Raw genomic sequence first — 21,813 nt, 5'->3', positions numbered from 1 at the left:
ATATTGACCTTAACCTTAGGTCAAAGTTTATGATTGGTGCTCATTCAGTTATCACATAGGAGAAAAACATGAAAAAACTTATGACTTTTATCACACTTAGCGCTGCTGCAGTTTCAATTTATGCCCAAGCGAATGAACAACCGCATCAAGCACACATGAATATGCCAATGTCGACAGATTCTGCAATGCAACAAGAATTAATGCAAGGTATGAATCAAATGCATCAAGACATGATGGCAGCTGCGCAATATAAAGATCCTGATGTTGCTTTTGCAGCAGGTATGTTGCCACATCATATTGGCGCAGTAAAGATGGCGGAAGTCGAATTAAAATACGGAAAAGATCCTGAGATGCGTAAGCTTGCTGAGAATATTATTAACGCTCAAAAAGCAGAAATTGAACAAATGCAAAAATGGCTTAAAGTGCACAATAAAAAATAAAATAACACAAAAAAAGTGCGGTAAATTAACCGCACTTTTTTAATAGAATTAGTTTACTTCTTTTATTCTTAACTCTTTTGGCACTTCAAAGAACATATTCTCTTCTAAGCCTTGAAGCTCTTCAATAGTATCTGCACCAAATTCTTTTAATCGAGCAATCACGGATTGCACCAACTCTTCCGGTGCTGAAGCACCTGCTGTTACGCCAATTGTTTCAACGCCTTCAAACCAATCTGCTGCCACATCATTTGGATCATCAATCAATTTTGATTTCACGCCCATACGCGATGCCAACTCAGCTAAACGATTAGAATTCGATGAGTTTTTAGAGCCTACAACCACCACTAAATCACATTGTTTCGCTAATTCACGCACTGCTTCTTGGCGATTCGTTGTGGCATAGCAAATATCGTTTTTATGTGGGCCTTGAATCGCAGGATATTTATCTTTTAATGCGCTGATGGTTTCCGCCGTATCATCAAGAGAAAGTGTGGTTTGTGTTATAAAGGTTAAATCATCATTTTCTTGAACCGGCAAGCGAGCAATATCTTCCACGCTTTCAATTAAGAAAATGCCACCTTCGGCATTATTATACTGCCCCATTGTGCCTTCCACTTCTGGATGTCCTTTGTGCCCGATCAAAATCGCTTTTGTCCCTTTACGGCTCGCACGTGCCACTTGCATATGCACTTTGGTTACCAACGGACAAGTTGCATCAAACACTTTTAACTGACGATCTTTCGCTTCTTGACGAACGGCTTGTGACACACCATGAGCGGAGAAAATCACAATGGCGCCATCTGGCACTTCGCTCAGTTCTTCCACAAAAATTGCTCCACGCTCACGCAAACCATTTACCACAAAACGATTATGCACCACTTCATGACGTACATAAATCGGTGCACCATGAATTTCAAGCGCTAATTCAACAATGCTAATGGCTCGATCGACACCCGCGCAAAATCCGCGAGGATTGGCTAAAATTATCTTCATTTTTGACCGCTCTTTTTATCACCTTTAAAGGCATCTAATGCTAATAAACCCGCACCAATACAAATCGCAATATCTGCCACATTGAATACCGGATAATGATAAATATCCCAATAAAAATCTAAGAAATCCACCACAAAACCGTTATACGCTCGGTCCACCATATTGGCTAACGCACCACCAATAATCAGTGCATACGCTGAGTTTTGTAATTTTTGTTCTGCCGAATTCTTTTTCATAAAGTAAGCCAGCATTAAAGAAATCCCAATCGCAAGCACGATAAAGAAATATTTCTGCCAGCCATCATGCTCAGCGAGGAAGCTAAACGCTGCGCCATAGTTACGCACATAGGTTAAATTAAAAACGGGCAATATGTTTACACTTTCATAGAGATCAAAGCGTTGTACTACGATATATTTAGTCAGTAAATCAAGGATAAACGCAACCGCACTTAACCAAAGGAATGAAAGTCCTGTTTTATTTTTTGTCATAGGAAATTATCTGTCTTTATAAATGGACGATGATTTTAACAACTCGAATAGCCTTTATAAAGTAAAAGGCATCAAATCATAAAAGGCGAACACATTGGTTCGCCTTTCAATGTTAATTATTTTTTCTTCACTGGTCTTTGCCAACCTTGAATATGACGTTGCGGCACGCGAGTAATCACAAGCTCATCTTTCTCAATATTTTGAGTAATCGTTGAGCCCGCACCGATCGTTGCGCCATCGGCTACAGTAACTGGTGCAACTAACTGCGTATCTGAGCCCACGAATACATTGTTACCAATGATTGTTTTAAATTTATTCGCACCATCATAGTTACAAGTAATGACACCCGCACCGATGTTACAGTTTTCACCGATTTCAGTATCACCCACATAAGTGAGGTGGTTTACCTTAGAGCCTTTACCCACTGTGGATTTTTTAATTTCCACGAAGTTACCCACATGGGTTTCAGCCGCTAATTCAGCACCTGGACGTAAACGAGAGAATGGACCAATCGCCGCCTTCTCACCAATTGTCGCATCTTCTAAAACAGAATAAGGCTTGATTTCAACATCATCACCAATGGTCACGTTTTTCAATACGCAACCTGCACCGATTTTTACACGGTCACCCAAGCGCACATTGCCTTCCACAATTACATTCACATCAATTTCAACATCTTTACCGTGCTCTAATGTGCCGCGTAAATCAAAACGCTCAGGGTCAATCAACATCATGCCTGCAAGTAAAAGTTTTTCTGCTTGTTTACGTTGATAATAGCGTTCCATTTTGGCTAATTGTAGGCGATTATTTACCCCTTCAACTTCCATAAAATCAGTTGCTTGAACAGCTACAATCGGACAACCATCTTGATGAGCTAAGCCAATTACATCAGTAATATAAAACTCGCCTTGTGCATTATTATTATCTAAACGCGCTAACCATTTTTTGAAACTTGCACCATCTGAAACTAACACACCTGTATTAATCTCTTGAATTTTAAGCTGCTCAGGCGTTGCATCTTTTTGTTCAACAATCCCTACAACTTTGCCATTTTCACGTACGATTCGACCATAACCCGTTGGGTTATCTAATACGACCGTTAACACTGCAATACCATTTTCAGGTTTCGCATCGATTAATTTTTGCAATGTTTCTGGTGTAATCATTGGACCATCGCCATACACCATTAAAACATTTTCATCATCACGGAAAAAAGGCATTGCTTGTTGCATAGCATGTCCTGTACCCAACTGTTCCACTTGGAACACCCAGTTCACACTTTCATTTGCCAAACGCTCACGCATTAATTCGCCACCGTGACCATAAATCAAATGCACGTTTTCCGCACCTAATTGATTTGCCGTATCGATCACATGTTTTACCATCGGTTTTCCTGCCACTTTGTGCAAGACTTTTGGTAAATCAGAATACATTCGAGTGCCTTTACCGGCGGCTAAAATCACCACGCTTAATGCTTTATTTGTCATAAATTCTTCTCTTCTTTATAAAAAATTTGGGCGTATTCTATCGTAGAATGGAGAATATGATAAGCCATTTAATTTTCATACATTCCTGACAAGACAAGATTGTATAAAAATCTCAAATCCTGTAAACTATCCTCCCGTCTTGATAGCTAATCATCTTTTTCTTTTATTTTTGACCGCACTTTTCAGTATTCTGCACAAATTTGCATAAAAGATGATTGGCTATAATCATTTTTATCCCAATATTTTAGGTCTCTCACTATGGCTACAAATTATATTTTCGTCACAGGCGGTGTGGTTTCATCGTTAGGTAAAGGCATTGCTGCAGCATCATTGGCAGCAATTTTAGAAGCACGTGGCTTAAACGTGACTATTATGAAATTAGACCCTTACATCAACGTGGATCCGGGTACAATGAGCCCAACCCAACACGGCGAAGTATTCGTGACACAAGACGGGGCGGAAACCGATTTAGACTTAGGCCACTACGAGCGTTTTATTCGTACCAAAATGACAAAACGCAACAACTTCACCACAGGTAAAATTTATTCTGAAGTATTACGCAAAGAGCGTCGTGGTGATTATTTAGGTGCAACAATTCAAGTTATCCCACACATCACCAATGAAATTAAAGATCGCGTGATTGCCGGTGCGCAAGGCCATGATGTGGTTATCGTGGAAGTAGGCGGAACTGTGGGTGATATTGAATCACTTCCATTCTTAGAAGCACTGCGTCAACTTGCCGTACAAGTGGGCCGTGAGCATACTATTTTTATGCACTTAACGTTAGTGCCATACATCCCAACGGCGGGCGAGGTGAAAACCAAGCCAACGCAACATTCTGTAAAAGAATTACTTTCGATTGGTATTCAACCGGATGTGCTTATCTGCCGTTCAGATCGCATGATTCCACCAAACGAGCGTGCAAAAATTGCTTTATTCTGTAACGTGCCAGAACGTGCGGTGATCTCATTAAAAGATGTGAATTCAATCTACCAAATTCCGGCATTATTGAAATCACAAGGTTTAGATGAATTTATCTGCCAACGTTTCCACTTAGACTGTCCAGAAGCGGACCTTTCTGAATGGGAACAAGTGCTTTATCAAGAAGCAAACCCTGTGGGCGATGTCACCATCGGTATGGTAGGTAAATATACTGAATTACCAGACGCGTATAAATCAGTGAATGAAGCCTTAAAACATGCAGGTTTGAAAAACCGTTTAAGCGTGCATATCAAATACATTGATTCTCAAGATGTTGAAACCAAAGGCACTGACGTATTAAAAGGTGTCGATGGTATTTTAGTACCAGGCGGCTTTGGCTATCGCGGTGTAGAAGGCAAAATTTTGACAGCAAAATATGCACGTGAAAACAATGTGCCTTACCTCGGTATTTGTTTAGGGATGCAAATTGCATTAATCGAATATGCACGTAACGTTGCCGGTCTTGAAAAAGCGAACTCATCTGAATTTGATCGTAACTGTGAGCAACCAGTTGTTGGTTTGATTACAGAATGGCAAGATGCGGAAGGCCACATTGAAACCCGTGACGACAATTCAGATCTCGGTGGTACGATGCGTTTAGGGGCACAACAATGTCATTTAATTGAAGGCTCAAAAGCGCGTGCATTATATGGCAAAGAAACCATTGAAGAACGTCACCGCCACCGTTATGAAGTGAATAATAATCTGCTTCCACAAATTGAAAAAGCAGGTCTTAAAGTAACTGGCTTATCTGCGGATCGTAAATTAGTGGAAATCATTGAAGTACCAAACCACCCTTGGTTTGTGGCATGTCAATTCCACCCAGAATTTACGTCAACGCCTCGTGATGGCCACCCATTATTCGAAGGCTTTGTCAAAGCAGCAAGAGAAAATCAGTTAAAAACTGAAAAGTAATTTGTTGATAATTCAATAAATAAGTGCGGTCAAAAACACAAGAATTTTTGACCGCACTTTGCATTTTTAAGCATTTTAATTTGATTGATTCTATTACTGTTTCACTAAACGATAAGGCAAGATCTGCATTTTACATTTATCAGAAATATCACCTGAATCGAAATCATCAATAAAATGCCAATGTGCGGTATCTTTTGTTAAATCAGTGAGATAAATTCGAGTGTTACCTACTTTATAACGACACTCACCAATAACAAAATTCCTTTCACTACTGGCTTCATCCATGTAATCACCGTGAACAACTTGGATAAGCTTCGCATGATTGGTTAAATCAGTGTAATACCACCAAATATCAAATTTATCTTTATCATTGGCTAGCTGAACTTGCAAACTCGGCTCTATAAAGTTCGCATTATAACTATGAGCTTGCATTATTTGTGAACTTATTAACTCATTATGTTTCCAAAGGTAATCATAATTAAGCTGGCGATTTTCATAAAATGCAACTTTACTCTTTAAACGAATCGTCGGTAGAATAACCTCGCCTTCAGGTATTTCACAACTAGCTAAGGTAAAATCAGAATAAGACATCGAAGGCCCCTTACCTTTTATTCGTACAAAAACAAAACTTCCTCTACTCAAACAAGACTGTCCATTAATAGAAATCGTTTCTGGCATGCCTAAGTCAGTATCATGTTGTTCACCCAATCTAACCAAATTATTGATTCTAACAACATGACTATTTAATGAAAGTTTATTTAAACGAAAATCGCCCCACTTAAAATATGTATTATCGAGCGTAATAACATAATCTGGCGCATCTTCTCCGGTTGTTGCAAAAACAAATGCATTCGGAGATAAATCATCAATACCTGCTAAATACGGTTTATCTTGTAACTGAACACCTCTAAGCGCCCAATCTTGTGGAGCTGAAGAAAACAAAAAATAAAATACAAAATAACTCAAAATAAATAATAATGTGGCAATTCCAAGCAATATACCAATTGTCCACAAACATATTTCTAATGGTGTCTTTAAAAGCTTCATATTTCCTAATATCTCTCTTAATCAATATATTTGTGTATTATGCTTTTCTTATCAAGACAGAAAAATTACCACTTCCCGGAATACTTTCATCATTTTCTTACCCCATAAAAAAGCAAATTTATTTAATTACACTTCAAAAAACATTTGAATTAGTATAACATTTTAGTCAACTATTTATCTAACTTAAATAAGTGGTTACTTTTAAATATATTTATAAAACATTCTTCAATTCAACTGCTTGTTATAAAAGGAATAACCATGCATAAATTTTTACTGACAACCCTTCTCGCTAGCCTTTCTACCTGTGCTTTCGCACTTTTCCCTATTCAAACTGATTGGCAAGCTAATCACTTACAAGGCAAAGTGAAGTCCGTTATTTCACAGTCGGAAGATAATCCAGAAACGGTAGAAGGAGAAGTGGTCACGAACGATGTTCGTCAATTTTATAACGAGCAAGGCTTTTTAATTAAAACTGAAGAGATTACCCAAGAATCTGAATATTCCTATAAAACGACGGCGAATTATCGATATGATCAAAACAATCAATTAGAAGAAATTCGTTACACTATCGATAAAGAGGCTCATGGAAAACTCTACCATTATCAAGAAAACAGCGATGGTTCAGGTATCATTTTAGAAATCACCTATGTAGGCAAAAAGCCGAAAAAACCGAATTTTCAAGAAGATTACATCAAAAGAGTTTACGACAAAGATGGTAAACTCATCTCTGAAGCCGTTTATTATGCAAAGATGATTGACGGCCATGCGAAAAAATTCCATTACAAGGACGATAAACTCATCAAGGTTTGTGATTTTGATGACAGTGGAAAAGAAAGCAATTGCGAAACTTATCGTTATCTCGAAAATGGCGACTTTGTACATAACACGTCTTTTAATGAGGGACGAGCAGATTTTACTTATGACAAAAACCACAACGAATTAAAACGCCAAATTTTTGATCAACATGGGAAATTAGAAGAGACGTTCACAACACGTCATAAATTTGATCAACACGGTAATGTGATTGAAAGCATTATGTATGATGAAAAAGGCAGATGGTTAGATAAAACCACAAAGAAATATGAATATTATCAATAAACCACTTTTAAACGACGTATTCTAACTAGACTGCTTATGATATTTTTTAGATCTAAACCACGCGCTGAAAAATTAGATAAAAAATTAACCACCAAACTGGACAAAATCTTTCAATATTTTAAGGCGAAAGAAGAACCATCTGAGTGGTTGTTTGCCAGAAATCACAAGGTTGCGCCAATGGCAATCGCAACCTATTGGCATTATGGTAAAGCCAATTTAGATGAATCTGAATTGCTAGAAAATACGGGTTTATCTGATTTATACCAACCTCTCAAATTGCTCCTAACAAAAACAATGAAACTGCCTTGCATTACTCGCAGAGAATTTGAAGAGGAAAATTGGGTTCAATTATTTCTTTCTATTGATTTCAAATTAGCCCCAACAGAGAGCAAGCTTTTTAGAGTTTTTGTTTTCCCTGATCAGGATAGCTTTGTTTTCGCCGAAACGGATCAAACGAATAACCTTTTTCAGAGCATGATGCAGGCAAAACCATTTAATCAACATAGTCCACATTATGAGCAATTTTTATCTTCAGTTGATGCGGTATTAAACGCTATTGAAAAGCCTGAAGATTTTGCATTATTAGACCAAAAACTCGCCAAAATTGAGCATTATCTTAAAAATCAACCTAATGGCGATTTACTTGTCAAAAACAATGTTTTTGAAACAGATATTTACGCCTATCAATTTTATTATTCTGATAATTGGGACGATTACTCAAAAGAAAAATTTAATGAACTAGATTTTGGCGGCGATATGTATGATTTACAAAGTCAATTCTGTAACCCAATGGGATTCGTACCTGCTTCTCGAGAAGAATTTTTTAATGGTTCTGGCTATTCTTTTTTAAATATTGGGTTCGGCATAAAACCGCATAAGGAATATGAACATATTATTAAAGACACTAAATTTGCACTTCCGCAAAGAATTGAGCTATTTGCTGGACAACCTATTAGCGATGCCTCATATTCGTTACAACATGCTGAGCAGCTTTTTATTTCTAATTTAATGGCAGCAATTTATTATGCCAAACCGCTTGATGAACAACATTACAAGTTTGCTTTGTTAAAACAAGCCGCTGATTTGATTTGCGATAGCATTGACAGACGTGAAACTGAAATCAATCAAGATACCTTATTTGATGAATTAATTACTTTGCTTGAAACAAAAAAACACATCAAACCAAAGTATATTAAGCAAGTTAAAAACCTCTATAAATGGTTAAATAAAGACCTAGAGAAATGTCGAGAAAAAATGATCGCATTTGGCGATATCTACGAGGACGAGGATTTCGATGAGGAATACGCTAAATTAGAGCTTATCAGAAGTTATCTTCATTGCTATAAAGATGATTGGAAAATTGATTATGACTCACTCAATCATTTTCTTTCAGAAACTCTTGAAAAAACTTTTGAAATCACTTTCAAAGAAGCACAGCATGAGTTTTCACGCATTAAGAATAAAGTAGAAACAGAAAGTGATTATACTTTACTTTATGTTGACACGGGTTCCGACAATTTCTATTGCTTAGTTTGCCCAAAATCAGCAGAAACCCGCATAATAGAAATTGCAGACATATTAAATTTACCTGTCAACCATTAAATTTTATGGACAGAAAACAACATGGCAGAAATAAAAAACGATCATTTTTAGCTAATTGTTGCAAAAATGCTGTAAAAAATCACAGTGTTTTAAATTTACAGTTACTTATCAAAAATAGCTTTCGTATATATTCGATTATAGTAATAACCGCTTTCTGGTCTAAATTTCACTTCAAGTTCGCTCAAATAAATCGCAAAGCTTGGTCTATCAATTTTTAATAAATCTTGGCTAAGCAATTTAATCTCAGCTTTAGACATTTTTTTCATCGGGTCTAGTTGATGATCTTTAAATACTTTATGAATATGTTCATCCATATTAGTGCAATATCTGTCGTGATCTTCAACAAAGCAAACCTCTGGCTTCTCTTCGTGCTTATCCGCTTTTTCATCAGATTTCATATAAGTCTGAACCTCTGTACGATAAAATCCAGGTCTTGGTACACGAATCCATTTTTTATACGGCGTGACATCAATTGACTCCCATAGAAATTCTATTGTTGTTTTTCGGTCGCTAATTACTTGGCTATTGATGCTGATATGATCACCATAAATATTTAATGTAACAAGTTCTTCAGATTTTTCACCATATCTCTGCTTAAATATCTCGTGTCTTTCTTTATAAGGATCTTCTACATAAGAGTCTAGCGCTATATGACGAACCATATAAAATGTTACATTATCTAATTCTTCCCAATCTTTAAGCTCGCTCTTCGGCATATTCTCTAAACGTTCGACAAAATCTATATCATCACGAATTTTGCCTAAGCCATCTGATAAATTAAGTTTTTTCAATAACTGTTCAAAACGTGCAGTTTGGCTTTGGTAAGCAATTTCTTGTGGTTTAACAATCCAAGTCATAGCGAAAATTGCCACCATGACAACCCCAGAAATCAGGCGGTATTGACGTGCTTTTGGCACAATCAGAATCGCATAAGCAATCGTAATCGCCGTAGCCAAAGCCACTAAATAAATACGTTGTTCCGTCCAAGCATAGGTACTAATACGGCGATCAATCGCCAACCATAACAACACGATTGGCACAATAGATAGATACGGATAGAACTTAAAGAAAGTTTCCCAGCGGGCTTTAGCACAAATAGAACGTAATGCATATACGCCTAAACCACCAAGCAGGTAAGGCAAGGTAATATTCGCCAGCATGCCTTTTGGTAATACGCCTTCAAAAATAATTTGCACAACATAAGCATAAAGCAACACAGTGAAAATCATCAATGCTGGTGCTAATACAAAATTAACTAAGATCTCAAAAATGCGATTTAACGTCATTTCTGATTTAGCTTGGCGTTGTTGGAATACTAAGAAAAAGAGTGGCAAAGTAAAAATGCCTAAAGATGTATAAAAATGCTCATAGAAACTATCAGAAAACTCGACACTAAAGAGTGTAGTAATTGTAAATAGAATCGCTGCTACTAATCCAAACACCAACAACCATACCATTGTCGCTAAGCCAAGATGGAATAGATTGGTAAAATTACGGTAGGTAAACCCTTGATTATTTTTTTCAAATGGAAACCCTAATAACACCAGTAACGCAATAAAATTTGCGCCCCAAAATTTTGGACTCGATAGATAAAACTCTGCACTATCATTGGTCATGCCAATGATAGCTAGCGCCACCAATGGCACAATCCATGAAAAACGATACCAAGAATATGGGCGAGAGAGATAAACAAAGATAAATAAGATTGGCGCAAATATCCAATAAGCTAAATGATCATTCCCTTGATGAGATCCTAATTCCACAAACCAAATCCCAATCGCAAACGCAGTAATCATAAAAATTTCAATCGGATGCGTAGATACCGCGTTTTTTATTTGGGTTTTAGTCTTTTCGAAAAATGTTGAAACAGACATAATCATTCCTTTTTTATTCTATAAAGCCTTATTTAACACTTAATAATTCATACTAAAATAGTATGGAAATTCTCTGGCACTTTAACTAACTTTTATAGACAAATCCACTAAAATTAAATAGATATTAGATAAAAACTCACCGCACTTGATTGAAAAATAAGATACAGATCAAAGTGCGGTCATTTTTCCAAGACAAATTTCTAAATTTGCTTTATTATATTCCCGTTTTAGGTTCGCCTAACTAATTTTAATTAACTTTAAACAGAGGAAAACAAAATGGCAAAAATCGTTAAAGTCATTGGTCGTGAAATCATCGACTCTCGTGGTAACCCAACTGTAGAAGCTGAAGTTCATCTTGAAGGTGGTTTCGTTGGTTTAGCAGCTGCGCCATCAGGTGCATCTACTGGTTCTCGTGAAGCATTAGAATTACGTGACGGCGACAAATCTCGTTTCTTAGGCAAAGGTGTATTAAAAGCAGTTGCAGCAGTAAACGGTCCTATCGCAGATGTATTAGTGGGTAAAGAAGCGTCTAACCAAGCTGAAATCGACCAAATCATGATCGATTTAGACGGTACTGAAAACAAATCTAACTTCGGTGCAAACGCAATCTTAGCGGTATCTTTAGCAAACGCAAAAGCAGCAGCTGCATCTAAAGGTTTACCTCTTTACGCTTACATCGCAGAACTTAACGGCACGCCAGGCGTTTACTCTATGCCATTACCAATGATGAACATCATCAACGGTGGTGAGCACGCAGATAACAACGTTGATATCCAAGAATTCATGATTCAACCAGTTGGTGCGAAAACATTACGTGAAGCACTTCGTATCGGTGCTGAAGTATTCCACAACCTTGCGAAAGTATTAAAATCTAAAGGCATGAGCACTGCTGTAGGTGATGAAGGTGGTTTCGCACCTAACTTAGCCTCTAACGCAGACGCTTTAGCATGTATCAAAGAAGCTGTAGAAAAAGCAGGCTATGTATTAGGTAAAGACGTCACTTTAGCAATGGACTGTGCATCTTCTGAGTTCTATAACAAAGAAACTGGCAAATACGAAATGAAAGGCGAAGGCCGTTCATTCACTTCTCAAGAGTTCACGCACTATCTTGAAGAGTTAACTAAACAATACCCAATCGTGTCTATCGAAGATGGTCAAGATGAATCTGACTGGGATGGTTTTGCATACCAAACTAAAGTGTTAGGTGACCGCGTTCAATTAGTGGGCGACGACTTATTCGTAACTAACACCAAAATCTTAAAAGAAGGTATCGAAAAAGGTATTGCAAACTCTATCTTAATCAAATTCAACCAAATCGGTTCTTTAACTGAAACTTTAGCAGCAATTAAAATGGCTAAAGATGCAGGTTACACAGCTGTAATCTCTCACCGTTCAGGTGAAACCGAAGATGCGACTATCGCTGATTTAGCGGTTGGTACAGCAGCAGGTCAAATCAAAACTGGTTCTATGAGCCGTTCTGACCGTATTGCGAAATACAACCAATTAATCCGTATCGAAGAAGCATTAGAACGCGCTGGTACACCAGCTCCGTTCTTAGGTTTAAAAGCGGTTAAAGGTCAAGCATAATTTTTGCTTAATTTAATGTAAAATAGCACCGCACTTTGCAAAAAGTGCGGTGTTTTTTTAAGGTGCTTTTATGAAGACACAATCTGATTCACTGCTTACTGAACCTTGGTTATCTTGGGCTATCGAAATCCAAAGCATTGCACAAAACGGGCTAACTTATTGCAAAAATATCTATGATATTGAACGCTATGAACGCCTGCGGGATTTGTCTGCTGAAATGCTCGCTTATAAAACAGCAATCCCCAAAGAAACTGTCAAATCGTTTTTTTGCAATGGGGCTGGTTATCAAACCCCTAAAATCGATTCACGCGCAGCTATTTTCAAAGATGATAAAATTTTATTAGTACAAGAAAATGATGGACTTTGGTCACTGCCTGGCGGCTGGATAGATGTGCTAGAAACCATTCATAGTAATACGATTAAAGAAGTACGCGAAGAAGCGGGGCTTAATGTTAAACCGACTTTTATTATTGCTATTCACGAACAACATAAACGCAATTTTCCGCCTTTTGCACATCCTGTACTCAAAACCTTCGTCATGTGCGAACCATTAAGTGGTGAATTTCAACCAAATAGTGAAACCGTTCAATCTGCCTATTTTGCGTTGAATGAACTACCACCAATGAATGAAGAAAAAAATACGCCCGCACAGGTTGAACTTTGCTTTCAAGCACACCATAGTAGTCACTGGACTACACAATTTGATTAGGAAATACCATGTTACATTTAACCCTCGAAGACCAACTTTTTCTCGGTCAAGCAAAGCAAGTCGGTACACACTCAACTGTACATGACCATTTGGCGGTGATGTTTGAAGATGACGGTGAAACCGGCTATTTTTATGCGTTAGATATGCGTCAAAATGCGCAGCCTGTTGTCGATTGCTTACATGTTTATAACGTCGATAACACTCGCAATCATCATGAAGCCCGTAAATTAGAAATCTGCTGGGATGAAAGCGGCTATTTAGCCTTATTGCTTATTAACGGCTATCCCCATGCCGTATTTGATTTTGCTCATTTGATCGGCTATAACACCAACAAACATCCTCAACCTGACTTAATGAGCATGTGGACACACGAAGAAATCACCAATGAACGTGCGACCGCATGGCTTGGTGTGAATACGATTAAATAGGATTAACTATGCGATTTTACCGTGGTCTTCAGCCTTTCAAGGTCATGAGTTTTGATCTTGATGACACCCTTTACGATAACAGTGATGTCATTCGTTTGGCCGAAGAACGCTTTCTTCAATGTGTGCAAGAACACGCACAACTGAGCGATCTTACCTCAGAATATTGGCGAGAATGGAAATGGCAACTGGTGGAGAAAGATCCCTTGATTGCTGAAGACGTAATTGCCTGGCGTGTCGAAACATTACGTAACTTACTGATACATCATGGTAAAAGTGCGGTTGAAATTGACCGCACTTTAGCGCTTGCCATGGAAGAATTTATTGAATGGCGACATAAAATTAATGTCCCCACTGAAAGCATCGAAGTGCTGAATCAACTTAAAGATCGCTACCTGTTGAGCGTGATTACCAATGGTAATGTGATTGCAACACGTATTGGGTTTGAACACTTTCAGCTGAGTTTACGTGGAGGAGAGCAAGGCAGAGCGAAACCTCATCAAGATTTGTTCCACCAAACCGCCCATTATTTTGGCGTAAAACCGAATGAAATTTTACACATTGGTGACAACTTAACTACGGACGTTCAAGGCGCCATTCAAGCCGGCTGCCAAGCTGCATGGATCAATTTATCGGGCAAAGATCTCAATTCATTTACTGAAGCAAGTGTTTTGCCTACATTAGAAATCAATCATTTAACTGAATTATTAACACTTTAAACCTATGATGAAAAAGAAAAATCAAGTTCTCGTCAGCCTTTCCATTGTGGCTTTATTGGGTGGCTGCTCAGAAGAGCAAGTTCAACGTGATGTTTATAACAGCCTTGAGGATTGTTTAGCCGATTGGCAAAAAATCGAATTGTGCGAAGCTGACCAATCTACTGACAATAACAGCAGCACAACTGCGCATGCTGGCTCTGGTTCCTCTCTCTCGGGCAATTTAAATACACGTCCAAGCAATAATAGCGAATGGTCAGAGGACAATCAGACCGTTAAACAAACCTTAAATCCTGATGGTGTAACTCACTCTGGTAATTCAAGCAGCGCGGAGGGAACAAGCCACACGAGCTCTGCAACAGGAGAAGGACATGGCAGTATGGGCAGTGCGATTGCAGGCGCCGCAATGGGTTATATGATCGCGCGTACGGTGGGGGCATTTTTAGGGCCTAGCTACAATCCAAGCAACCGTGCTGTTTCTACGCCAACGGGTCAAGTTATCCAACCGCAAACTAATCGTTCTGTCGGTAAGCCTGTATTAGTTAAAGGCAATGCCGGTAGCACTTACAGCAAACCGGTTTCACGCGGTGGCTTTAAAAGCGCTAGCTCAAGCAGCAGCTCAGGCGGTTAAATATGAAGCGAATCACAGGCTTTCCTACTCGTCCCAATATGGTGCAACAATTATTAGATGTGGGCTTTGACTACTATAATCTGCCTTCCTCTGATGGCTCGCATTATTGGTCAGATAATGTAGCGTATGAATTTACCTTAGCTGAAATCGATCGTATTGAAGATGCCACCAACGAATTGCATGCAATGTGTATGGATTTTGTTGCCGATGAAGTGAAACAAGGTGATTATGCCTATTATTGCTTCACCGATTTACAGAAAAATCTGATTGAACAAACATGGGCTAAAAACGTACCGCACTTATATGGCCGTTTTGATTTTGGTTATGACGGTGAAAACCTCAAAATGTTTGAATACAATGCCGACACGCCCACCTCCTTGCTTGAAGCTGCCGTGGTGCAATGGCAATGGTTAGAGCAAATTGAAGGCTTAGCACATCGTGACCAATTCAATTGGATTCACGAAGAATTGCTTAATCGCTTTCAGTTTATTCAACAACAAACTGGGCTAAACGATTTCCATTTTAGTGCCATGCAAGAAGCGGGGCGTGAAGATTGGGGCAATATCGATTACCTAGCAGATGTGGCTTACAACGCAGGTTGGCATATTCATCAGCTTGCCATTGAAGACGTGGGTTACGATAAAGATAGTCAGCAATTCCTCGATCTGAATAATCAACCTATTGATTGTTTATTTAAGCTCTATCCGCTTGAATGGATGACCACCACAGAATATGCACCACACATGCTTAATTCCTCCACCACTTTTATTGAACCGGCGTGGAAATTACTATTAAGCAATAAAGTGCTATTAGCGAAATTATGGCAAAAACATCCAAATCATCCATTATTACTCCCTGCTTACTTTAGTAAGCATGATATTACCGATCGTCAATCAATATGGGTGAAAAAACCGACCTTAGGCCGTGAGGGCGCCAATGTTTCTTACTATGAAAAACGTAATGGTCTAGAATTTGCTGCCAAAGGCAGTGAGTATTCTGCCTTTTATGATCAAGCAGGCTATATCTATCAACAAAAATTTGAACTGCCAAATTTTGATGGTATGTATCCTATGATTGGTTCTTGGGTTGTCGGTGATGTGGCTTGTGGCATCGGATTGAGAGAAGATTTTACCCCAGTTACTGGCAATGATAGCCACTTCATTCCGCATTACTTTGTGGAATAAAAACAACGCAAAAACTGACCGCACTTAATAGATAATAAGGAGATAAATATGTATCCATTTAGTTTTCAAAACCCTACTCGCATTGAATTTGGCCTCGATAAAGAAAAAGAGATGGGTAAATATATGCACGAATACGGTGCAAAAAAGGCCTTAATTATCTATGGCAGTGAGCGAGTCAAACAATCCGGTTTATTTGAAGATGTGGCTAAAAGCTTACGTGAGCAGGGAATTGAATACATTGAATGTGGTGGGGTAAAAAGTAACCCGACAATCAGCAAAGTTCGTGAAGCCGTTGCAATGGCAAAAGCCTTTGGTGCAGATAGTGTGTTGAGTATCGGTGGCGGCTCTTGCCTTGATAGTGCGAAAGCGATCGCAGCTGGTGCGTGTTATGACGGTGATACTTGGGACTTCTTTAAAGGCACACCGGTGCAAAAAGCATTAATGATTTTTGATGTGATCACCCTCGCGGCAACAGGCAGTGAAATGAACTGGGGCTCAGTCATTACTAATGAAGAAACGCAGCAAAAATATTCGATTCACAGCAATCATTTATTCCCAAAAGTATCAGTCATTAATCCGAAATTGCAAGCGACCGTCAGCCGTGATTATTTAGTGTATTCCGCTGCAGATATCATTGCTCATTCTATTGAAGCCTACTTCACGGCGGAATATCGCCCTGAAATTATTGATTTCTTAGTAGAAAGCAATATTAAAACCGTTATTCGCACCACCGAAATCTTGCTTAATAACCCACAAGATCTCAATGCACGTGGCGAATTTGCCTGGGCGGCTACACTTGCTTTAAATGGTTTAACCCATTTAGGTATCTCACCTTACGGTTTCCCAAATCATATGATTGAGCATTCCATGAGTGCGATTTCAGATGTGCCACATGGTGCTGGCCTTTCCGTGATTATGCCTGCGTGGATGCAATGGTATCAATCTCAAAGACCTGCTCAATTCAAACGCTTTGCTAAAGAAATATTTGGCTTAGACAAGGCTGAAGACGGCATCTTCGCCTTAAAAGCCTGGTTTGATAAAATCGATACGCCAACCCGCCTTGAACAACTTGGCATTGATAATAAAACCTTAGCTGAAATTGTTGAAAATGCAGCTCAAACTGCAATCAGAGCGAAAGTGGAAAAAACGTATACTAAAGAAGCTATTGAAGCCATTTTCGCTTTAGCGAAATAATCTCCCATAAAAAAGAGCGGTCAAATTCAAAACACAATGAAATTTGACCGCTCTTTTTATATTCTCAACATTTAACTCGTTGAAAAAAATAACCGCGCTTTAGTTATCCAAAGTGCGGTTAATTTGAATTAAGTTTTAACGCTTAATTATAGTGAAGCTTGATCAACAGCCACACCAGCACCCATAGTTGTAGAGATGCTTACTTTCTTGATAAAGATACCCTTTGCAGTAGTTGGTTTTGCTTTGTTTAAAGCAGCCAATAATGCTTGAAGGTTTTCTTTTAATTGAACTTCAGAGAAGTTTGCTTTACCAATTGTTGTGTGGATGATACCGTTTTTATCGTTACGATAACGGATCTGACCAGATTTAGCATTTTTAACTGCTTCAGCAACGTTTGGTGTTACGGTACCAACTTTAGGGTTTGGCATTAAACCACGTGGGCCTAATACTTGACCTAATTGACCAACAACACGCATTGCATCAGGAGAAGCGATAACAACGTCAAAGTTCATTTCGCCTTTTTTGATTTGCTCTGCTAAATCTTCCATACCGACTAAATCAGCGCCAGCTTCTTTAGCTGCATCTGCGTTAGCACCTTGGGTGAACACAGCTACGCGTACTTCACGACCTGTACCGTGTGGTAATACAGTTGCACCACGAACGTTTTGGTCTGATTTACGAGGATCGATACCTAAGTTTACTGCAACGTCAACACTTTCAACGAATTTAGCTGTTGCGAATTGTTTTAATAACGCGATTGCTTCGTTGATTTCATATGCTTTAGTAGAATCTACGCCAGCTTTGATTGCTTTCATTTTTTTAGTCAATTTAGCCATCGTATTATTCCTCCACCACTAAGCCCATTGAGCGAGCAGTACCAGCAATTGATTTCATTTTAGTTTCGATAGTCGCGCCAGTCATATCTGCTGCTTTAGTTTCAGCGATTTGACGAACTTGATCTAAAGTTACTTTACCCACTTTATCTTTGTTCGGTTTACCTGAACCAGATTTGATACCTGCAGCTTTTTTCAATAATACTGCTGCTGGTGGAGTTTTAGTAATGAAAGTGAATGAACGGTCTGCATATACAGTGATAACAACTGGAATTGGTAAACCTTTTTCTAAGCTCTCAGTACGAGCGTTGAATGCTTTACAGAATTCCATGATGTTCACACCTTGTTGACCTAATGCAGGACCAACTGGTGGTGATGGGTTTGCCATACCAGCTGCAACTTGCAACTTAACGTATGCTTGGACTTTTTTTGCCATTTTTTAGTTTCCTCTAAATGGGTGATAACGCCGAAATCGGCTCCCCTGTTAATGAAAGGCTGTATTTTAATTAATCAGCCTCGAAATTTCAAGCAGAAAAACTACTCGAAAAACAACCGCACTTTATTTTTTAAGTGCGGCCATTAAATTTCTTATTTTGGAAAAGGGAAATTAACGTGTTTTTTCCACTTGACCAAATTCAAGCTCAACTGGTGTTGCACGACCGAAGATAGATACAGACACTTTTAAGCGACCTTTTTCGTAATCCACTTCTTCAACCGTACCATTAAAGTCAGCAAATGGACCTTCTGTCACACGTACTTCTTCACCTGGTTGATATTCTTTACGATGACGTGGTTTTTCAGCACTTTGCTCTAAACGATTTAAAATTAAATCTGCTTCACGTTTAGAAATTGGCGCTGGCTTATCTGGTGTACCACCGATAAAGCCCATTACACGTGGTACGCTTTTCACTAAGTGCCATGTGTCATCATTCATTGCCATTTCAACTAATACATAGCCAGGGAAGAATTTACGTTCGCTTTTACGACGTTTACCTGCTACGTTTTCAACGACTTCTTCAGTCGGCACTAATACTTCACCAAACTGATCTTCCATTTGTTGTTGTTTGATATATTCACGCAATGTGATTGCAACACGACTCTCAAAGCCTGAGAATGCTTGCAATACATACCAACGTTTTTTGGATACGTTTTCAGTTTCGCTCATTTTAGAATCTCAAATCAGTTAAGAAGTTAATCAATGCAATGATAATTGAATCAATTGCCCAGAAGAATAAAGAGGTAAGCACGGTTACCCCAATTACGATTAAAGTTGTTTGACGTGTTTCTGCACGAGTTGGCCATACCACTTTACGACCTTCAACTTTTGCTTCGCTAAAGAATGTACGAGCTTTTGTACCTTGATTAGTAATTGCAGCTAAACCAAAGGCAATTAATAAAGCGACAACTACGCCAACTACACGTACAGGTAAAGAGAAGGCGTCTTTAAAATAAACGTTACCAATCGCTGCAGCAGTAAAAAATGCCACAGAAATAATCCAAAGAAGAGTGTTTAAGCCTTTTGATTTTCCTTCTACGACTTGTTCTTGGTCGTGTTTCTTTTTTTCAACAATTTCAGTTGCCATAAGTGAATCCGTATAAAATAAGGGATAAATAATTTTTAGATTAATTTCAGAACGTGCGATTGTAGCATTTTCTTTCGGGATTGCCTATGAAAAATGTTAGAAAAAACAACCGCACTTTCTATTAGTTTTTATATTCGAGCTTTGGTGGTTTGTTATCAACGATGGTTTCTTCATCCACAATCACTTTTTGCAAGTTTTCGATTGAAGGTAAATCATACATCGTATCTAACAATACAGCCTCAACGATTGAGCGTAAACCACGTGCACCGGTTTTACGTTCAAGGGCTTTTTTCGCCATCGCTTTTAATGCTTCCGGCGTGAATTCAAGTTCCACATCCTCTAAGCCAAATAATGCTTGATATTGTTTGGTCAGTGCATTTTTCGGTTGAGTAAGGATCTGAATCAACGCTTCCTCATCTAATTCGCTTAATGGTGCAATCATCGGAAGACGACCAATAAATTCTGGAATTAAACCGAATTTCATTAAATCATCCGGCTCAACTTGACGGAATAATTCAGAAAGATTTTCTTTGTCTTCTTCTTTCTCTACTTTTGCATCAAAACCAATTCCGGTATCAGTTTGTGTACGCTTACCGATAATTTTATCTAAGCCAGCAAATGCCCCACCACAAATAAAGAGGATTTTTGAGGTATCCACTTTCAACATTTCTTGTTGAGGATGTTTACGTCCACCTTGTGGCGGTACAGATGCGATAGTGCCTTCAATTAATTTTAATAAGGCTTGTTGCACACCTTCACCAGACACATCGCGAGTAATAGACGCGCCTTCTGATTTACGGCTGATTTTATCAATTTCATCAATATAGATAATGCCCTGCTCTGCTTTTTCCGTATCGTAATCGCAGTTTTGCAATAATTTTTGCAGAACATTTTCCACGTCTTCGCCCACATAACCAGCTTCGGTTAACGTCGTCGCATCGGCCATAGCAAAAGGTACATTTAAACGACGTGCCAAGGTTTGTGCTAATAAGGTTTTACCGCTACCTGTTGGACCAATTAACAAGATATTACTTTTACCTAATTCCACATCATTGCTTTGGTGGTTCGTACGTAAGCGTTTATAGTGATTGTAAACCGCCACTGACAAGACTTTTTTCGCATAATCTTGCCCAATCACATAATCATCTAAGTGCGCACGAATTTCGTGTGGTGTCGGTAATTTTTCTTCAACTGCCAGTTCGCTAGGTGTTTCGATTTCTCCACTGTCTTCCAACATACTGTGGCAAAGCTCGATACACTCGTTACAAATATAACCATCTGTACCCGCAATTAATTTACCTACTTCACTTTTTTCTCTTCCGCAGAAAGAACAGTGAAGATCGTTATCATTTGTTGTCATGTTAAATCCTTAACGTTTAATCAACACATCGTCCACTAAGCCGTAAGCTTTTGCTTCTTCCGCCGACATAAAGTTGTCACGATCGGTGTCTTTTTCGATACGCTCGATGCTTTGACCTGTATGGAAAGCAAGACGCTCGTTTAAGGTTTGTTTAATTTTTAAAATTTCTTGTGCGTGGATCTGAATATCAGATGCTTGTCCACGGAAACCACCTAACGGTTGATGAATCATCACTCGTGCATTCGGTAATGCAGCACGTTTTCCTGCTGCCCCCCCTGCAAGTAAAAATGCGCCCATTGAGCAAGCTTGACCAATGCAAAGAGTACGCACATCCGGTTTAATAAATTGCATGGTATCGTAAATTGCCATACCCGCAGTCACTGAACCGCCCGGTGAGTTAATATAAATATTGATGTCTTTTTTCGGATCTTCTGATTCTAAGAAAAGTAGCTGTGCCACGATCAAATTTGCCATATGATCTTCTACTTCACCATTCAAGAAGATCACGCGCTCTTTTAATAGGCGGGAATAAATGTCGTACGAACGTTCACCACGAGAGGTTTGTTCGACAACCATAGGAATTACACTCATTTTTGCCCCTAAATATGTGCTAAAAAATCGGGCAATATTCTACCCGAAAATCAGTAAAAACAAAATGCGGTCGCT

The 21,813-nt window shown here is 38.7% G+C and carries 22 protein-coding genes; 11 read left to right on the top strand and 11 right to left on the bottom strand.

The features are described from left to right. The first annotated feature begins 68 nt into the window (after positions 1-68). Positions 69-440, top strand: coding sequence for a CopM family metallochaperone (locus tag HMPREF3263_RS02500; RefSeq protein WP_049367277.1), 372 nt, complete (start codon positions 69-71; stop codon positions 438-440). Positions 441-488: 48 nt separating this feature from the next. On the opposite strand, the gene ispH is transcribed toward HMPREF3263_RS02500, so the two are convergent. From ispH to glmU, 3 genes are all read right to left on the bottom strand, one after another. After that, positions 489-1,433, bottom strand: coding sequence for a 4-hydroxy-3-methylbut-2-enyl diphosphate reductase (ispH, locus tag HMPREF3263_RS02495; RefSeq protein WP_070852917.1), 945 nt, complete (start codon positions 1,431-1,433; stop codon positions 489-491). Next, a complete protein-coding gene (gene lspA / locus HMPREF3263_RS02490; RefSeq protein ID WP_070852916.1) occupies positions 1,430-1,921 on the bottom strand; it encodes a signal peptidase II in 492 nt (163 codons plus the stop codon). Before lspA ends, ispH begins: the two co-directional genes overlap by 4 nt. Before the next feature lie 116 nt (positions 1,922-2,037). Next, on the bottom strand, positions 2,038-3,408 hold the full coding sequence (gene glmU / locus HMPREF3263_RS02485; protein WP_070852915.1) for a bifunctional UDP-N-acetylglucosamine diphosphorylase/glucosamine-1-phosphate N-acetyltransferase GlmU: 1,371 nt from the start codon (positions 3,406-3,408) through the stop codon (positions 2,038-2,040). 258 nt (positions 3,409-3,666) lie between these two features. On the opposite strand from glmU, the gene pyrG reads away from it, so the two are divergent. Beyond that, positions 3,667-5,304, top strand: coding sequence for a glutamine hydrolyzing CTP synthase (gene pyrG, locus HMPREF3263_RS02480; protein WP_005698151.1), 1,638 nt, complete (start codon positions 3,667-3,669; stop codon positions 5,302-5,304). 93 nt (positions 5,305-5,397) lie between these two features. On the opposite strand, the gene HMPREF3263_RS02475 is transcribed toward pyrG, so the two are convergent. Beyond that, positions 5,398-6,351, bottom strand: coding sequence for a hypothetical protein (locus tag HMPREF3263_RS02475; RefSeq protein WP_005695242.1), 954 nt, complete (start codon positions 6,349-6,351; stop codon positions 5,398-5,400). Between the two features lie 258 nt (positions 6,352-6,609). Here HMPREF3263_RS02475 and HMPREF3263_RS02470 point away from each other — a divergent pair, with 258 nt between their 5' ends. Further along, the gene (locus tag HMPREF3263_RS02470) at positions 6,610-7,449 is read left to right on the top strand and encodes a hypothetical protein (protein WP_005698139.1); all 840 of its coding nucleotides are present in this window, start codon (positions 6,610-6,612) and stop codon (positions 7,447-7,449) included. Positions 7,450-7,485: 36 nt separating this feature from the next. Next, positions 7,486-9,051 (top strand): DUF6630 family protein, encoded by a 1,566-nt coding sequence (locus tag HMPREF3263_RS02465; protein WP_005698042.1) that lies wholly within the window; start codon positions 7,486-7,488, stop codon positions 9,049-9,051. A gap of 101 nt (positions 9,052-9,152) precedes the next feature. Here the strand turns inward: HMPREF3263_RS02465 and HMPREF3263_RS02460 are convergent, their stop codons facing one another. After that, positions 9,153-10,925 (bottom strand): DUF4153 domain-containing protein, encoded by a 1,773-nt coding sequence (locus HMPREF3263_RS02460; protein WP_070852914.1) that lies wholly within the window; start codon positions 10,923-10,925, stop codon positions 9,153-9,155. Positions 10,926-11,201: 276 nt separating this feature from the next. Between HMPREF3263_RS02460 and eno the strand changes: the two genes are divergently transcribed. The 7 genes from eno (at position 11,202) to HMPREF3263_RS02425 (ending at position 17,371) form a co-directional block, all read left to right on the top strand. Continuing rightward, a complete protein-coding gene (gene eno / locus HMPREF3263_RS02455; protein WP_005698144.1) occupies positions 11,202-12,512 on the top strand; it encodes a phosphopyruvate hydratase in 1,311 nt (436 codons plus the stop codon). Between the two features lie 70 nt (positions 12,513-12,582). Next, complete coding sequence (locus HMPREF3263_RS02450; protein WP_005698089.1) at positions 12,583-13,221, top strand: NUDIX hydrolase N-terminal domain-containing protein; 639 nt, start codon at positions 12,583-12,585, stop codon at positions 13,219-13,221. Between the two features lie 8 nt (positions 13,222-13,229). Beyond that, on the top strand, positions 13,230-13,649 hold the full coding sequence (locus HMPREF3263_RS02445) for a DUF2251 domain-containing protein (RefSeq protein ID WP_005698036.1): 420 nt from the start codon (positions 13,230-13,232) through the stop codon (positions 13,647-13,649). An 8-nt stretch (positions 13,650-13,657) separates the two neighbouring features. After that, positions 13,658-14,365 carry an HAD-IA family hydrolase gene (locus HMPREF3263_RS02440; protein ID WP_005698106.1) on the top strand — a complete coding sequence of 236 codons (708 nt, stop codon included), beginning with the start codon at positions 13,658-13,660 and terminating at the stop codon, positions 14,363-14,365. Positions 14,366-14,372: 7 nt separating this feature from the next. Continuing rightward, the gene (locus HMPREF3263_RS02435; RefSeq protein ID WP_032804050.1) at positions 14,373-14,993 is read left to right on the top strand and encodes a hypothetical protein; all 621 of its coding nucleotides are present in this window, start codon (positions 14,373-14,375) and stop codon (positions 14,991-14,993) included. Positions 14,994-14,995: 2 nt separating this feature from the next. Then, positions 14,996-16,177 carry a glutathionylspermidine synthase family protein gene (locus HMPREF3263_RS02430; protein WP_005698024.1) on the top strand — a complete coding sequence of 394 codons (1,182 nt, stop codon included), beginning with the start codon at positions 14,996-14,998 and terminating at the stop codon, positions 16,175-16,177. A 48-nt stretch (positions 16,178-16,225) separates the two neighbouring features. Further along, positions 16,226-17,371, top strand: a complete 1,146-nt coding sequence (locus HMPREF3263_RS02425; RefSeq protein ID WP_005698149.1) for an iron-containing alcohol dehydrogenase — start codon at positions 16,226-16,228, stop codon at positions 17,369-17,371. 146 nt (positions 17,372-17,517) lie between these two features. On the opposite strand, the gene rplA is transcribed toward HMPREF3263_RS02425, so the two are convergent. The 6 genes from rplA to clpP all read right to left on the bottom strand — a co-directional run bounded on the left by rplA (position 17,518) and on the right by clpP (position 21,738). Beyond that, a complete protein-coding gene (gene rplA / locus HMPREF3263_RS02420) occupies positions 17,518-18,207 on the bottom strand; it encodes a 50S ribosomal protein L1 (RefSeq protein WP_005695230.1) in 690 nt (229 codons plus the stop codon). A gap of 4 nt (positions 18,208-18,211) precedes the next feature. After that, a complete protein-coding gene (rplK, locus tag HMPREF3263_RS02415; protein WP_014064251.1) occupies positions 18,212-18,640 on the bottom strand; it encodes a 50S ribosomal protein L11 in 429 nt (142 codons plus the stop codon). Positions 18,641-18,811: 171 nt separating this feature from the next. Then, the gene (gene nusG / locus HMPREF3263_RS02410; protein WP_005695227.1) at positions 18,812-19,369 is read right to left on the bottom strand and encodes a transcription termination/antitermination protein NusG; all 558 of its coding nucleotides are present in this window, start codon (positions 19,367-19,369) and stop codon (positions 18,812-18,814) included. Position 19,370: 1 nt separating this feature from the next. Further along, complete coding sequence (gene secE, locus HMPREF3263_RS02405; protein ID WP_070852913.1) at positions 19,371-19,787, bottom strand: preprotein translocase subunit SecE; 417 nt, start codon at positions 19,785-19,787, stop codon at positions 19,371-19,373. A gap of 121 nt (positions 19,788-19,908) precedes the next feature. Next, positions 19,909-21,147: an ATP-dependent protease ATP-binding subunit ClpX gene (gene clpX, locus HMPREF3263_RS02400; protein ID WP_014064253.1), complete on the bottom strand. Its 1,239-nt coding sequence runs from the start codon at positions 21,145-21,147 to the stop codon at positions 19,909-19,911. A 9-nt stretch (positions 21,148-21,156) separates the two neighbouring features. Then, positions 21,157-21,738: an ATP-dependent Clp endopeptidase proteolytic subunit ClpP gene (gene clpP, locus HMPREF3263_RS02395; RefSeq protein ID WP_005699645.1), complete on the bottom strand. Its 582-nt coding sequence runs from the start codon at positions 21,736-21,738 to the stop codon at positions 21,157-21,159. Positions 21,739-21,813 lie beyond the last annotated feature (75 nt).

It is taken from the genome of Haemophilus sp. HMSC61B11, assembly GCF_001838615.1.
Classification (GTDB): Bacteria; Pseudomonadota; Gammaproteobacteria; order Enterobacterales; family Pasteurellaceae; genus Haemophilus_D; species Haemophilus_D parainfluenzae_AD.
This window is presented reverse-complemented; position numbering and strand designations above follow the sequence as displayed.